At 66.0% G+C, this 14,382-nt stretch carries 16 protein-coding genes; 7 read left to right on the top strand and 9 right to left on the bottom strand.

What is annotated here, in order from left to right; all coding sequences use genetic code 11:
- The first annotated feature begins 2 nt into the window (after positions 1–2).
- Positions 3–1,040: a CDP-6-deoxy-delta-3,4-glucoseen reductase gene (locus PSQ39_RS18915; protein ID WP_273928732.1), complete on the top strand. Its 1,038-nt coding sequence runs from the start codon at positions 3–5 to the stop codon at positions 1,038–1,040.
- A gap of 125 nt (positions 1,041–1,165) precedes the next feature.
- On the opposite strand, the gene PSQ39_RS18910 is transcribed toward PSQ39_RS18915, so the two are convergent.
- Entirely contained in the window at positions 1,166–1,489 is a 324-nt protein-coding gene (locus PSQ39_RS18910; protein ID WP_273928730.1) for a hypothetical protein, read from the bottom strand.
- A gap of 133 nt (positions 1,490–1,622) precedes the next feature.
- On the opposite strand from PSQ39_RS18910, the gene PSQ39_RS18905 reads away from it, so the two are divergent.
- The gene (locus PSQ39_RS18905) at positions 1,623–2,603 is read left to right on the top strand and encodes a Bug family tripartite tricarboxylate transporter substrate binding protein (protein ID WP_273928729.1); all 981 of its coding nucleotides are present in this window, start codon (positions 1,623–1,625) and stop codon (positions 2,601–2,603) included.
- 52 nt (positions 2,604–2,655) lie between these two features.
- Here PSQ39_RS18905 and folK read toward each other — a convergent pair whose 3' ends face one another.
- From folK to PSQ39_RS18880, 5 genes are all read right to left on the bottom strand, one after another.
- Entirely contained in the window at positions 2,656–3,111 is a 456-nt protein-coding gene (gene folK / locus PSQ39_RS18900) for a 2-amino-4-hydroxy-6-hydroxymethyldihydropteridine diphosphokinase (protein WP_273928728.1), read from the bottom strand.
- A gap of 81 nt (positions 3,112–3,192) precedes the next feature.
- Positions 3,193–4,794 carry a polynucleotide adenylyltransferase PcnB gene (gene pcnB, locus PSQ39_RS18895; protein ID WP_273928727.1) on the bottom strand — a complete coding sequence of 534 codons (1,602 nt, stop codon included), beginning with the start codon at positions 4,792–4,794 and terminating at the stop codon, positions 3,193–3,195.
- A complete protein-coding gene (locus PSQ39_RS18890) occupies positions 4,791–5,480 on the bottom strand; it encodes a histidinol-phosphatase (RefSeq protein WP_273928725.1) in 690 nt (229 codons plus the stop codon). The genes pcnB and PSQ39_RS18890 overlap by 4 nt, the downstream gene beginning before the upstream one ends.
- Before the next feature lie 20 nt (positions 5,481–5,500).
- On the bottom strand, positions 5,501–6,187 hold the full coding sequence (gene hda, locus PSQ39_RS18885) for a DnaA regulatory inactivator Hda (RefSeq protein WP_273928844.1): 687 nt from the start codon (positions 6,185–6,187) through the stop codon (positions 5,501–5,503).
- 14 nt (positions 6,188–6,201) lie between these two features.
- On the bottom strand, positions 6,202–7,272 hold the full coding sequence (locus tag PSQ39_RS18880; RefSeq protein ID WP_273928723.1) for an AI-2E family transporter: 1,071 nt from the start codon (positions 7,270–7,272) through the stop codon (positions 6,202–6,204).
- A gap of 94 nt (positions 7,273–7,366) precedes the next feature.
- On the opposite strand from PSQ39_RS18880, the gene purM reads away from it, so the two are divergent.
- The 4 genes from purM (at position 7,367) to PSQ39_RS18860 (ending at position 10,901) form a co-directional block, all read left to right on the top strand.
- On the top strand, positions 7,367–8,413 hold the full coding sequence (gene purM, locus PSQ39_RS18875) for a phosphoribosylformylglycinamidine cyclo-ligase (RefSeq protein ID WP_273928721.1): 1,047 nt from the start codon (positions 7,367–7,369) through the stop codon (positions 8,411–8,413).
- A 210-nt stretch (positions 8,414–8,623) separates the two neighbouring features.
- Complete coding sequence (locus tag PSQ39_RS18870) at positions 8,624–9,190, top strand: isochorismatase family protein (RefSeq protein WP_273928719.1); 567 nt, start codon at positions 8,624–8,626, stop codon at positions 9,188–9,190.
- An 11-nt stretch (positions 9,191–9,201) separates the two neighbouring features.
- Complete coding sequence (locus PSQ39_RS18865) at positions 9,202–9,828, top strand: DJ-1/PfpI family protein (RefSeq protein WP_273928717.1); 627 nt, start codon at positions 9,202–9,204, stop codon at positions 9,826–9,828.
- A 65-nt stretch (positions 9,829–9,893) separates the two neighbouring features.
- Positions 9,894–10,901, top strand: a complete 1,008-nt coding sequence (locus tag PSQ39_RS18860) for a GlxA family transcriptional regulator (protein ID WP_273928843.1) — start codon at positions 9,894–9,896, stop codon at positions 10,899–10,901.
- A 61-nt stretch (positions 10,902–10,962) separates the two neighbouring features.
- On the opposite strand, the gene PSQ39_RS18855 is transcribed toward PSQ39_RS18860, so the two are convergent.
- Positions 10,963–11,814 carry a SirB1 family protein gene (locus tag PSQ39_RS18855; RefSeq protein WP_273928715.1) on the bottom strand — a complete coding sequence of 284 codons (852 nt, stop codon included), beginning with the start codon at positions 11,812–11,814 and terminating at the stop codon, positions 10,963–10,965.
- A 66-nt stretch (positions 11,815–11,880) separates the two neighbouring features.
- Positions 11,881–13,446, bottom strand: a complete 1,566-nt coding sequence (gene murJ / locus PSQ39_RS18850; protein ID WP_273928713.1) for a murein biosynthesis integral membrane protein MurJ — start codon at positions 13,444–13,446, stop codon at positions 11,881–11,883.
- A gap of 111 nt (positions 13,447–13,557) precedes the next feature.
- Between murJ and rpsT the strand changes: the two genes are divergently transcribed.
- Complete coding sequence (gene rpsT, locus PSQ39_RS18845) at positions 13,558–13,857, top strand: 30S ribosomal protein S20 (protein ID WP_273928711.1); 300 nt, start codon at positions 13,558–13,560, stop codon at positions 13,855–13,857.
- A 201-nt stretch (positions 13,858–14,058) separates the two neighbouring features.
- Here rpsT and PSQ39_RS18840 read toward each other — a convergent pair whose 3' ends face one another.
- Positions 14,059–14,379, bottom strand: coding sequence for a DUF3579 domain-containing protein (locus PSQ39_RS18840; RefSeq protein ID WP_273928710.1), 321 nt, complete (start codon positions 14,377–14,379; stop codon positions 14,059–14,061).
- Positions 14,380–14,382: the final 3 nt, after the last annotated feature.

The raw sequence follows: 14,382 nt of genomic DNA, 5'->3' as shown, positions 1-14,382 counted from the left end.
AGATGAGCTTCAACGTCACCGTACAGCCCAGCGGACGCGCATTCACCGCCAACCCCGACGAAGCCGTGTTGGCTGCGGCCATACGCCAAGGCGTGGGCCTGCCCTATGGCTGCAAGGACGGCGCCTGTGGCTCCTGCAAATGCAAGAAGCTTGAAGGCAGCGTGGTCCATGGCGAACACCAAGCCAAAGCACTGAGCGCTGAAGAAGAGGCCAATGGCCTCATCCTCACCTGCTGCGCCGTACCGCAAAGCGATCTGGTGCTGGAGTCGCGCCAGGTCACTGACGAGAGCGCTTTCCCGATCAAGAAGATGCCGGCGCGGGTGGCCTCGCTGGAGAAGGTGTCCTCCGACGTGATGAAGCTGCGCCTGCAGCTGCCCGCAGCCGAGACCTTCCGCTACCACGCCGGTCAGTATGTGGAGTTCATCTTGCGCGACGGTGCCCGCCGCGCCTACTCCATGGCCAATGCGCCGCACACCCAGGCCGAAGCCCCGGGCGTGGAGCTGCACCTGCGCCATATGCCTGGCGGCAAGTTCACCGACCATGTGTTTGGCGCCATGAAAGAAAAAGACATCCTGCGCGTGGAAGGCCCGTTTGGCAGCTTCTACCTGCGTGAAGACAGCGACAAGCCCATCGTGCTGCTGGCCTCGGGCACCGGTTTTGCCCCGATCAAGGCCTTGATCGAGCACCTGCAATTCAAGGGCAGCACCCGTGCGGTCACCCTCTATTGGGGCGGCCGCCGTCCTGAAGATTTGTACCTGGACGCCTGGGTGCAGGCCAAGGTCGCCGAGATGCCGCAGCTGCGCTACGTGCCGGTGGTGTCCAACGCCCTGCCTGAAGATGCCTGGACCGGCCGCACCGGCTTTGTGCACCAGGCCGTGCTGGACGACTTTGCAGACCTGTCGGGCCATCAGGTCTATGCCTGTGGCGCCCCCATCGTGGTCGAATCGGCCCGTGTGGCCTACAGCGCGGAGCGCGGCCTGCCCGCAGAAGAGTTCTACGCTGACGCCTTCACCAGCGAAGCCGACAAACACGCCGCCTGATACCGCGGCAGGCGCAGCTGGCGCCCCCTGGCCGGGCCGCAGCTGCTCACAGCAAAAAGCCACAGCGCTGTTCAGCGGCTGTGGCTTTTTTTGCTGGGGACCGCCCTCAAGGCGACAAAGCAAACTCAGGAGGCCGGGGTGGGCTTGGTGGCCTCGGCCTTGCCAGCCTCAGCCTTGGCGTGCTTCTTCGGGTGCTTGGCCTTGCTGTGCGCCTCGGTGGGGGCGCCGGTCTTGCTGGTTTCGGCCTTGGCTGTCAGGGCCGCAGCGACCGCTGGGGCAGCAGCCGGGGCGGCGGTGGCTGCAGGGGCCGCTGCCGGGCCCGCCACGATGGCGGGCGAAGCAGCAGGGGCCGGGGTCTTGGTCGCAGCCGGGGTTTGCGCAAAGGCGGTGCCCGTCAGGCTGAGCACAGCGCTCACCAGGGCAGCGGAAACAAGGGCTTGGACTTTCATGGTGAATTCCTTCAGTGGCATGGAGACGACCTCCATGTGAATGACAACGCCCCGGGCGCCCAGGCGCATCACATCCGCCACGCAAAGCGATGTAAGCGTTTGTCACACCTCTTCAGAGGCAGGACAATGGCGCATGAACCGCAGACACCTCCTCCTGGCCGGTCTGGCCACGCCCGCCCTGTCCGCCTGGCCTGGTGCCATGGCCTGGGCCCAGAACACCCGCCCCATTCGCCTGGTCGTGCCCTATGCACCGGGTGGCCCGATTGACGTCACCGCCCGCGTGCTGGCCGAGCGCGTGAAGGATTCGCTGGGTTCCGTCATCGTCGACAACAAGCCGGGCGCTGGCGGCAACATCGGCGCCGACCTGGTGGCCAAGGCCGCCCCCGATGGCTTGACCATCGGCATCGCGGCCACCGCCACCCATGCGGTGAACCCCTCGCTGTACACACGCATGCCCTACGACGCCACACGCGACTTCGCGCCCATCACCCAAATCCTGCGCGTACCCAATGTGCTGGTGATGAATGCCGACACCGCCAAACGCCTGAAGATCAACACCTTGGCCGACATGGTGGCCTACGCGCGAGCCAACCCCGCCAAGCTGAATTTCGGCAGTGGTGGCAGCGGCAGCGCGGGGCATTTGGCCGGGGAGATGTTCAAGGCCCAGGCCGGCATTTACGCGCTGCACATTCCCTACAACGGGGGCAACCCGGCGCAACTGGCCTTGCTGGCGGGCGAGGTGGACTTCAACTTCGACAACCTGGCCACGGCCGCGCCCAACATCCGATCAGGCAAGCTCAAGGCCCTGGCCGTCAGCACGGCCCAGCGCAGCCCCTTGCTGCCGGACGTGCCCACGGTGGCTGAAAGCTACAAGGGCTTCAGCATCGACACCTGGTGGGGCCTGGTGGCGCCGGCCCACACGCCCAAGGATGTGGTGGCCAAGCTGAACCAGGCTTTTGTCGCCGCCCTCAACGCCCCCGAGACCAAGACCCGCTTCGCCGGCCTGATGGCCGAACCGGTGCCCAGCAGCCCCGAGCAGTTCGGCAGCTTCATGAAGAGCGAACTGGCCAAGTACGAGAAGGTGGTGAAGGCCTCCGGGGCCAAGGTGGACTGAACGCCGCTCCAACCCGCCCGACCCGTGTGAGCGGGCCTGGCGGCGTTGCGACTCAAAGCCGTTCGATGCGTTGGTCCGCCACCGCCGCCAGGGCGGCGGCGCTGACCCCTTGGGGCCACAACTCGGCCAGCGGCAGCAGCACAAAAGCACGCTCGTTCATGCGCGGGTGAGGCACCGTCAAGGCGGGGCTGTCCAGGCGCTGAGCGCCATACAGCAGCACATCCAGGTCCAGGGTGCGCGGGGCATTGCGGTAAGGGCGCTCGCGCCCCTCGGCCTGCTCCAGGGCCTGCAGGGCCTGCAACAAGCCCTCAGGGGACAAGGTAGTGCAGAGCTCGGCCACGGCATTCACGTAGTCGGGGCCACCAGCGTCGATGGGGGCGCTGCGGTACAGCGAGGACACGCGCAGGCATTGGCTGGCCGGCAGCGATGTCCGCAAGGCCTGCACGGCGCGCTCGACCGTGGCAAGCGCGTCGCCCAGGTTGCCGCCGATGCCGATGTAGGCGATCACGGGCGATGCCGCACCCGCCGCTGATGGCCCAAGCCAGCCCGAGGGCTCTGGGCCCGTCTCAGACGCCGACGACACCGCCACTCAGTCCTGGCTGTTGTCGCCCGCAGGGGGCGCAGCGGCGCGGTCGCCAGTGGGCTTGCGGCGGCGGCGGCGCTTCTTGGGCGCGGCCTGGCCTTCAGCGCCACCTTCCGGGGCCGGCGCGCCTTCGACGTCGGACACCGCCGCGTCGCTGCGCGGGCTGGCGTCCACCGGGTCCTTGCGTGGCGCACGGCGCACGCTGGGGGCCTGGGCTTTTTGACGGGCTTTTTGCTCCTCGCGGGCTTGGTCCAACAGGTCTTCGCGCGTGCTGTCGTCGCCGGTGCTGAACTCTTCCCACCATTCGGCCAGGGCCTCGTCGACCTCGCCCACATCGGCGCGCAGGCGCATGAAGTCGAAGCCGGCACGGAAGCGGGCCTGCTCGACCAGGCCGTAGGGCGTGCTGCCCACGCGCTTCTCAAAGCGCGGCTGCATGACCCAGATTTCGCGCATGTCGGCGGCCAGCTTGCCACGGCCAGACACATCACCGATGCGGGCGTTGAAGACCTCGTCGATGGCCTCTTGCAGGGCCGGGAAGGGGTGCTGGCGCTGCGCCAGGCGCTGCTCCCAGCCCTCGCGCACGTCCTGCCACAACACGGTGGCCAGCAGGAAGCTGGGCGCCACTGGCTTGCCCTCGTTGACGCGGCGGTCGGTATCTTGCAGGGCTGCGGTGACAAAGGTCGAATCGGCACGCTCCACCACCACGTCCAGCAGCGGGTAGATGCCGCGTGCCAAGCCCAGCTTCTTGAGCGTGGCAATGGTGGCCAGGGCATGCCCGGTCTGCAGCAGCTTGAGCATTTCGTCGAACAAGCGGCTTTGCGGCACATCGGCCAGCAGGGTTTGCGAGGCCACCAAGGGCGCGGCGGTCTTGGGCTCCAGCTCAAAGCCCAGCGGACTGAGCTTGGCCGCAAAACGCACGGCCCGGATGATGCGCACCGGGTCTTCCCGGTAGCGCGTGGCCGGGTCGCCAATCATGCGCAAGGTCTTCTTCTTGGCGTCCTGGATGCCCTTGTGGTAGTCCACCACGACCTGGGTGGCCGGGTCGTAGTACATGGCGTTGATGGTGAAGTCGCGGCGCACCGCGTCTTCTTCCTGCGGGCCCCAGACGTTGTCGCGCAGCACGCGGCCACTGGCATCCACCGCGTGGGTCATGCCGGCCAGGGCGTGCTTGCTGGTGCGTTCGTTGCCGCTGACCTGCTGCTCGATGGCCGTGTTGTCCAGGTAGGCCCGGAAGGTGGAAACCTCGATCACTTCATGTTCGCGGCCCCGGCCATGCACCACGTGAACGATGCGAAAGCGCTTGCCGATGATGAAGGCCCGGCGGAACAGGCTCTTGACCTGCTCGGGCGTGGCGTTGGTGGCCACGTCAAAGTCTTTGGGGCGCAGGCCCAGCAGCAAGTCGCGCACGGCGCCACCGACGATGTAGGCCTCAAAGCCCGCATCCTGCAAGGTGCGCACCACGTCGTTGGCGCGGCGGTCCACCAGCTCGGGGTTGATGCCGTGCTCGCTGAAGGGCACTTCCTCGCGTTTGCCGAACTTGGGCTTGCCGCCCTTGGCCGCGGGAGCCGAGGCTTTGCCCAGCAGTTTGTCGATGAACTTCTTGATCATGTTGTTTTTGTAAACAGGTCCAGGATGGGCCAAGCGCGGCGCTGGGCCAGGGCTCGCAGGCGCTCGTCGGGATTGGTGGCCACGGGGTGATTCACCTTCTCCAGCAGCGGCACGTCGTTGGTGGAATCGCTGTAGAAAGTGCTCTCAACTTGCGACCAGTCCAACTGGCGCGCAGCCAGCCATTGTTCCATGCGCTGGACCTTGCCCTCACGCATCGATGGAATGCCGTCGATTTCGCCGGTGAACCAGCCGCTGTCGTCGCGCTGCAACTGCACGGCGATCAGCTCGCTGACGCCCAGGGCCGCGGCAATGGGGCGGGTGACGAATTCATTGGTGGCGGTGATGATGATCACCGTGTCGCCTGCGGCTTGGTGCCGACGCAGCAAGGCCAGGGCGGGCTCGGTGATGACGGGCTCGATCACTTCGCGCATGAACTGCTGATGAGCTTGGGCGGCCTGTTCAGGGCCTTGGCGGCGCACCGCGTCAATGGCAAAACGCACGTAGTCGTGCACGTCCAGGGTGCCGGCCTGGTAGTGGGCGAAGAACTCGTCGTTGCGGCGCGCAAACTCGACCGCATCGGTCCAGCCGATGCGGGTGGTGAACTGGCCCCAGGCGTAATCGGAGTCGATCGGCAGCAAGGTGTGATCGAGGTCGAACAGGGCGAGCTTCAAGGCAGGAGTGGACATGACAGAAAAAAAGGGCCGGCTCACTCGGACTCGAGCATGGCCTTGATGAGGGGAATGGTGATGGCGCGCTGGGTGCGCAGGGCAAAGCCGTCGAGCTGGTCAATCAGCTGCATCAGGCTGCCCAGGTCGCGCGAGAAGCGGTTGAGCATGAAGTCCATCACCTCGTCGCTCAGGAAAATGCCGCGCGCATCGGCCTCCTGGCGCAGCACCGAGCGACGCTCGGGTTCGCTGAGCAGGTGCAAGTGGAACACATGGCCCCAACCCAGGCGGGTGCGCAGGTCCTCGCGCAGTTGGAGGTCGGCGGGCGGCAATTCGCCGGCGGCCAGCACCCAACGCTGGTGGGAATGCGCGTTGACAAACCAATTGAAGGCCATGTGCTGCTGGGTCGCGGTGTAGAGGTGCACCTCGTCCATCAGCACGGCTGCCCAGCTTTCTTCGTACTCGGGCGGCTCGTGCATGCTGGCGTCCATCCAGCCCACGCGGGCGCCGTGGTCGCGCAGGGCCGCCTGCACGCTTTTGAGCAAATAGGTCTTGCCACAACCGCTGTCACCCCACAGGTAGGTGGGCACGGGGGAGCGCAGGTCCTGGCCAGTGCCGTCACCAGCCCACAGCTCCAGGTGGCGCAGCGCGGCCTCATTGGGCCCCGCAAAAAACCGATCCAGGGTGGGCCCCGAGGCCAAACCGATGTCGAGTGCCAGTTGTTTCATCACCATGGCGCGCCTCAGCCCGTGTACAAGCGGCTGCCCAGGTAACCCGCGCGCACGCGCCGGATGGCCACCAACAACACGGCACTGGCCGGCAAAGCGATCAGCACACCGACAAAGCCCAGCACCTGGCCAAAGGCCAGCAGGGCAAAAATAACCACCAGCGGGTGCAGGCCGATGCGCTCACCCACCAAGCGGGGGGTGAGGATGAAGCTCTCGACAAACTGACCGCAACCGTAGACCACCGCCACCATCACCAAGGCCTTGACCGAGGCGAATTGCAGGAAGCCGGAGACCAAGGCCATGACCAGGCCCAAGCCGAAGCCCAGGTAGGGCACAAACACCGCCAAGCCCGTGAAGATGCCAATGGGCACCGCCAACTCAAGACCAAACAAGGCCAGGCCCGCGCTGTAGAACACCGCCAGCAGCAGCATCACCAGCAACTGGCCACGCAGGTACTGCCCCAGCACGCCATCGGCCTCGTTGACGAAGCTGTCATAGCCTTCACGCAGACGCGGCGGCACCAGCTCGACAAAGCGGCTGACAAAACGATCCCAATCCATCAGCAGGTAAAACAAGGCCACGGGAATCAGCACCGCGTTGCCCAGCACTGCCAGCGCCACGCTGCCGCCCAGCTTGAGCGAGGACAGCACCGAGGCCACCATGTCCTCGGCATTGGTGTTGAGGTACTTGAGCACCAAGGTCTTGAGCGAGCCCAGGTCCACCGACAGCTTGAACCCGAACTGCGCCGCCAGCGGCTTGATCAGGCCATTGAGGCGGTCAAACAACAGGGGAACCTGCTCTCGCATCAGGGGCAACTCCTTGATGAGGATGGGCAACAGCAAGGTGAGCAAACTCAGCACCGCGATCAGGAACACCACTTCCACAATCAGCACCGCCGCCAAGCGCGGCAATCGCCCCCGCCCCAGGTCGTCCAGCCAGTTGACCAGGGGGGTCAAGGCGTAGGCCAAGACGGCCGCCACCACAAAAGGGGCCAGCACAGGCTTGAGCAACGACAGCAGCAAGAGCAGCGCGACGCCCAGTGCCGCCCAGGTGGCAGCGCGTTTTTGAGTGGTGGAAAAATGCATCAAGAATGAGGTTGCGGACGCCCGCTTCGGGTCAGCCCTTAAAATCAACGTAAATTCTAGTCGCCGTGCACGCCTGTCCGTGCCGTCCATTCAAATGAGCTCCTCCACATCTTCCTCCACTCCCCTGTCCTACAAAGACGCTGGCGTTGACATCGACGCCGGCGACGCCTTGGTCGAGCGCATCAAACCGCTGGCCAAAAAGACCATGCGCGAAGGGGTGCTGGCCGGCATCGGCGGCTTCGGCGCCTTGTTCGAAGTGCCCAAGCGCTACCAAGAACCCGTGCTGGTCAGCGGCACCGACGGCGTGGGCACCAAGCTCAAGCTGGCTTTTGAGTGGAACATGCACGACACCGTGGGCATCGACCTGGTGGCCATGAGCGTCAACGACGTGCTGGTGCAAGGCGCTGAGCCCTTGTTCTTCCTCGACTATTTCGCCTGCGGCAAGCTGCATGTGGACACGGCCGCCGCTGTGGTGGGCGGCATCGCCCGCGGCTGCGAACTGTCAGGCTGCGCCCTGATCGGCGGTGAAACCGCCGAGATGCCCGGCATGTACCCCGACGGCGAATACGACTTGGCCGGCTTTGCCGTCGGCGCGGTTGAAAAGTCCAAGATCCTGACCGGCCAGAACGTCAAGCCCGGCGACGTGGTGCTGGGCCTGGCCTCGGCCGGCGTGCACTCCAACGGTTTCAGCCTGGTTCGCAAGGTGATCGAGCGCGCGGGTGCCGACCTGCCGACCAGCCTGGACGGCCAGCCCTTCAAGCAAGCCATCATGGCCCCGACCCGCCTGTACGTGAAGCCGGTGCTGCAAGCCCTGGCCCAACACCCCATCAAAGCCCTGGCCCACATCACCGGCGGTGGCCTGCTGGAAAACATCCCGCGCGTGCTGCCCGAAGGCACGGCCGCCCACCTGAAGAAGGGCAGCTGGCCGCAAACCGAATTGTTCGCCTGGCTGCAAAAAGTGGCTGGCATCGACGACATCGAGATGAACCGCACCTTCAACAACGGCATTGGCATGGTCGTGGTGGTGGATGCCGCCGAGGCGCAAGCCACGGCCGCCACGCTGCGCGCTGCTGGCGAAACCGTCTACGCGATTGGCACCATTGCCGAGCGCGGTGACGGCGCCGCCGTCGTCGTGGCCTGAGGCCCAGCGGCCGACCCCGCTCAGGCGGGTCCGTTTCTGTGAAGCCAGCCCTGTCGTCAGGGCTGGCTTTTTTCATGGGCCATCACACAGGCTCCGCCATGGGACATCTTGCAAGTCCGAAAATGATCGATTCCTGTCTTGACCTGCATGGCTGCATTCGGTGAAATCAAGAAAAATTCAGGGCACACCAACCCTTGATGGAGTCTGAAAATGAGCACCACCCTGATCGTGATCGATGTGCAGGAATCGTTTCGCCACCGCCCGTTTTTCACCGAGCACGAGCTGCCCGCCTATCTGGCGGCCCAGAACGCCTTGATCCAAGGCGCCATCGCCCAAGGGTTGCCGGTGCTGCGGGTGTTCCACAGCGATGGCCCCGAAGTGGCGGAAAACCCCTTTTCCCGCGCCTCGGGTCAGGTGCGGGCCTTGCAAGGCCTGGCCGACTTTGAAGCCGCCGCCACCTTCATCAAAAACCGGCACAGCGCCCTGGTCGGCACCGGGCTGGATGTGTGGCTCACTCGCAACGGCATCCGGCGCCTGATCGTCAGCGGCATCCGCACTGAGCAGTGCTGCGAAACCACCACCCGCCACGCCTCCGACCTGGGCTGGCAGGTCGACTTCGTGACCGACGCCACGCTGACCTGGGACATGACCCAGCCTGACGGCAGCACGCTGAGCGCCGCCGACATCCGCCTGCGCACCGGCACCGTGCTGCAAGGCCGCTTTGCCACCTTGTGCAGCACCTCGGAGGCCCTGGCCCGCGCCCAGGCCGCGGCATGATCCCGGGCCCGATGCAAATCGCCATCCTGGCCTTTGACGATGTCGAGGCCCTGGACCTGGCCGGCCCCTACGAGGTGTTCACCACGGCGGCGCGCATGGCCCTGCGCCTGGCCACCGAGGCAGGCCAGCCGCTGGCGGCCGACAGTCCCGCCCATTGGCAAGTGCTGTGCGTGGCCGAGACCCTGCGGCCGGTGCGGGCCCGCGCCGGCATGACCTTGCTGCCCAGCCACGACTTCAGCCAGTGCCCTCGCCCCGACCTGCTGCTGGTGCCCGGCGGCGTGGTGGACGCCCCTTCGCGCAGCCCGGCCACCCTGGCCTGGGTGCAGCAGGCCCACGAACACGCCAAGCTGACCGCCTCGGTCTGCACAGGCGCCTTCATCCTGGCCGCTGCCGGCGTGCTGCACGACCAGCCCGTGACCACCCATTGGGAGGATGTGGCCGACCTGCGCCAGCAGCATCCCAGCCTGCAGGTGCAAGAAGGGGTGCGCTGGGTGGACCAGGGCCGGCTGATCACCTCGGCCGGCATCAGCGCCGGCATCGACATGAGCCTGCACCTGGTGCAGCGCCTGGGCGGACAGGCCCTGGCCGAGCGCACCGCTCGCCAAATGGACTACCGGTGGCTGAAAAACCCCGCGTGAGCCGCACGCGGCGGCCGGCCAGCGCCGCCCCTGACCCAAGCCCGCTGAACGAAGCGGCGGGTCGGGTGGCTGTGCACTTTGTGCTGCTGCCCGACAGCCTGATCCTGGACTGGGCCGGCCCCGCCGAAGCCTTGCGCGTGGCCAACCAGCTGCGCATGGCCCAGGGCCAGGCCCCGGTCTTTGAGCTGCACTTCGTGGGCCCCAGCGCCGAGACCCGGAGTTCAGTGGGCGCGTGCATCAGCGCGTTAGAACCCCTGCCGGAGCTCTCTCTTTCAAGCGAGCCTGCTTCGATCGACTGCCACTGGGTGGTGGTCGTTGGCCAACCGGGACGCACCGTGGGGCTGGACCACGCCGAAGGCCGTGCCGTGCTGCACTGGCTGCGCGGCCTGCGCCTGGCGCCGGGCCGGCTGGAACTGGTCTGCGTGTGTGCAGGCTCGGTGATCGCTGCGCACGCGGGCTTGCTCGGCGGCCACCGCGTGACGACCCACCACCAGCACCTGGACGAGCTGCGCGCCGCCGATCCTGCCTGCGAAGTGGTGCAAAACCGCGTCTTCGTGCTGGACAGCCCGGTCTGCACCAGCGCGGGCGTGACCACAGGCATCGACCTGTTTTTGCACCGCATCGCCCAGCGCTGCGGCCCAGCCCTGGCCGCCCAGGTGGCGCAAACCCTGGTCATGGGCCTGCGCCGAGGTCCACAAGACCCCGAGTTGTCCCCGTTTTTGAACCACCGCGACCACCTGCATCCTGCCCTGCACCGGGTGCAGGACGCGGTCAGCCAAGAACCCCAGCGCGACTGGAGCGTGCCACGCATGGCCGAGGTGGCCCACACCTCGCCACGCCACCTGGGGCGGCTGTTCGCTGAGCACGCAGGCGTGGCGCCGCTGGACTATGTGCGGCAGCTGCGGCTGGCGGTGGCGGAGACCGCGTTGCAAGCCGGCCTGAATGTCACGCAGGCGGCTGAAGTGGCCGGTTTCAGTTCGGACACCCAGCTGCGCCGCACCTGGCACGACCTCGGGCGCGCCGGGGCGCCTTCGCAGTGGGTGCGGGGCGCCGCCGCGTCGCAGGTCGGCTGAGTCAGGGGGCGGAAGGCCGCGACGCGACCGGCCCCCTGGGTGGGTCCGGACCGCCCTGGCCTCAAGAACGCGCGCTGCGCAGTTCCGCCAGGCGCACGGCGACCACGCCCAGATCCAGGGCATCGTGAGCCCGCTCCAGGTAAGTCTTGAGATCGTGCTCGGCCAGGTCGTCAAAACCCTGCTCAGCACGGGCCAGCCCGCGGTCACGGTACTCGCCCCAAGCCTCGGGCTGCAGCACGATCAAGCGGTCCAGCACCGACACCATGCGGGCCCAATCCTGCTGGGAGCGGTGGATTTCTTTCAGGTTGCGCAGCAGCCGCGCCAGGATGTCACGCGGCGGCGTCGCCTGCAGGTACAGCCCCAGGGGCGCCTCGAAGTCGTCCACCAAGCCACTGCGGTGGCGAAACGGCTCCAGGCGCTCGGACAAAGCCTCCTTGCCCAGAGACTGACCGTTGATCGGGTCCAGCACCACCTGACCGCGCGCCAGGTTGACCTTGATGAGGAAGTGCCCCGGGAACCCCACGCCTTGGGCCTTGAGGCCCAGGCCCTGGGCCAACTCCAGCCACAGAATGGCCAAGGACACCGGAATGCCACGGCGCGTGCGCAGCACCGCGTTCAGGTAGCTGTTTTCGGGGTCGTAGTAGTTGTTGAGGTTGCCGCCAAAGCCCAGGTCGTTGTAGAAGAACTGGTTCAGCGCCTGCAGCTTTTGCAGCGAGGGCGCATCCGCTTTGAGGCGGCGCCCCAAACGGGCCTGCAACTGATCCAGGTCGCCCAGGACCTGCTGCACATCGAGTTCGGGCTCGTCATCCTGGGCCACACACGCGGCGGCCTCGAGCAACGGGAAGTGATCGTCGGACTGCACCAAGGTGCTGAAATAGCCCAAGGGCGTGGGAGCGGTGTAAGTGAAACCCATCAGTTGTTTTTAACGAGGGCACCGGGGGGCGTCAAGCCAAGACCCCACACCGGCGCTCAAGGCCATTCAACGGCGCAACAATTGCAGCAACTTGACCCCGGCCGCCCACAGCGCACCGAAGTAAATCAAGACCGAGCCCAGCAGCAGCGCCGCCAACAAACCGATGCGGCGCCAGGGCTGCTCACGCAGGGCCACCCAGCCGAATTCGTTGGCAGCCCACATCAAGAAGATGGCCAGCATGGCGCTGCCCGCGACCACCTGCAGCAAAAACAAGCCCCAGCCCGGCAGCGGGCGGTAGGACCCGCGACGCACCAAACCGATGAGCAACCAGGTGGCATTGATCAAAGCCCCCAGGCCAATCGACAGCGTGAGCGCGGCGTGCTGGAAGTAAGGCACCAGCAGGTAGTTGAGGACCTGGGTGATCAGCAGGACGGCCAGCGCAATCCGGACGGGCGTGCGGGTGTCTTGGTTGGCAAAGTAACCCGGCGCCAGCACCTTGATGGCCACCACGCCCACCAGGCCCACACCCCAGCCCATCAAGGCGGTGGTGGTCTGCAGCACATCGCGCTCCGAAAACTGACCATAGTGGTACAGCGTCGCCACCAAGGGCTTGGCAAAGGTCAGCAAAGCCACTGCGCTGGGCACCGACATCAGCACCACCAACCTCAACCCCCAGTCCAGCAGGTCGGAGTAGGCTTGCGTGTCCTGCTTGCTGCGCGCCGCTGCCAACTGCGGCATCAGCACCACGCCCAGGGCCACGCCCAGCATGGCGGTGGGGAACTCCATCAGGCGGTCGGCATAAGTGATCCAGCTGACACTGCCCGGCGCCAGGTGCGAGGCGATCTGGGTGTTGATCATCATCGAGATCTGCGCCACGCCCACGCCCAACAGCGCCGGCAGCATCAAGCCCACCACCTGCTGGGTGGCAGGGTCAGCCCAGGCCTGACGCAGGCTGCGCCAGCTCAGGCCAATGCGCGGCAGCAGGCCCAGGCGGGCCAGCACGGGGACTTGCAGCAGCAGTTGCAACAGACCGCCCAGCATGACGCCACCCACCATGGCAAATATCGGCTCGATGCTCATGCGCGCCAACCAGGGCGCACCCTGCCAGGCGGCCAGGATCATCGATAGGTTCAGCAGCACCGGCGTGGCCGCAGGCACCGCAAAGCGCTTCCAGGTGTTCAGCACGCCGGCGGACAGCGCCACCATCGACATGAAACCGATGTAAGGGAACATCCAGCGCGTCATGAAGACGGCCGCGTCGTAACCCTGCGGGTCTTGCTGCAGACCGCTCGCCATGCCCCAGACCATCCAGGGCGCCCCCAGCACCCCCGCCACGCAGGTCAGCACCAAGGCCCAGGCCAGCACCGTGGCAACCCGGTTGATCACCAGGCGCGTCGCGTCTTCGCCGTGCTGCTCTTTGCTGGCCGCCAGGGCCGGAATGAAGGCTTGACTGAAAGCCCCCTCAGCGAAAAACCGACGAAAAAGGTTGGGAATCCGAAACGCCACATTGAAGGCGTCGGTCATGGCGCTGGCGCCAAAGGCCGAGGCCATCAACAGCTCTCGCACCAGCCCGGTGATGCGCGAAGCCAGAGTGAACAAGGAGACGGTGGAGGCGGCTTTGAAAAGTGACACCCCTGCAGTGTATTCGCTGTCTGTGACAGGCCCTCTAGGCCCTGGACGGCTCTTGGGTTAGAATCGTAGGCTTTGCTGGCAACATCTCCAAACACTTAAGGAAATTTAAAAATGGCATCTACCAAGCCCAAGAAAAAGAACCCGCGCCTGGCCTCCGGCCGCAAGCGCGCACGCCAAGACGTCAAGCTGAACGCAGCGAACACGTCCCTGCGCTCCAAATACCGCACCGCTGTGAAGAACGTCGAAAAGGCCGTCGCAGCTGGTGACAAGACCAAAGCCGCCGAAGCCTTCGCCAAGGCCCAAAGCGTGGTCGACATCGTGTCCGACAAGGGCATCTTCCACAAGAACAAGGCCGCTCGCGACAAGAGCCGCCTGGCTGCCAAGGTCAAGGCCCTGGCCCTCGCCGCCTGATCTTTCAGGCAAACAGCCCGGGTGAAAGTCGCGCAAGCCCTTTGACCCGCCGTTTGTAACGGGTGCGCTGTCAGCAAAGCAAAAACCGCCTTCGGGCGGTTTTTTGTTGCCTGTCGTTTTGAGAGATCGCCGGCTTGATGGCCCGCGACGAAGCCGGGCGCAGCCGAACTGGCCAGCCATCGAGGGGAGAGAAGCCCTGCCTCAGGCTTTCTTGGGCGCGTCCGGCACCAAACAGGCTTCGACCACCTGCAGGTGATTGTCCCGGGCGAAGTTGAGCGCAAAGTCCCAGGCCATGGGCTCGAAGTCGCGCAGGTCGCGGTGCACGACCACGCACTTGACGCCATTGAGGGTGGTGGGAATGCACCAGGGGGAGTAGCTCAAATGGCTGCCCGGCTGGGCGCCACCAGGGCGGAATTGGCTCATCACGCCCGCCAGGCGCTCCGCCCAATCACTGGGCCGGAAGGTCTTGCCATCTTGGGTGAGGCCCTGGATGAAGACTTCTTTGGCGGAATCAGAAACCATGGG

It is taken from the genome of Curvibacter microcysteis (assembly GCF_028649455.1).
In the GTDB taxonomy this organism is placed as follows: Bacteria; Pseudomonadota; Gammaproteobacteria; order Burkholderiales; family Burkholderiaceae_C; genus Curvibacter; species Curvibacter microcysteis.
This window is presented reverse-complemented; position numbering and strand designations above follow the sequence as displayed.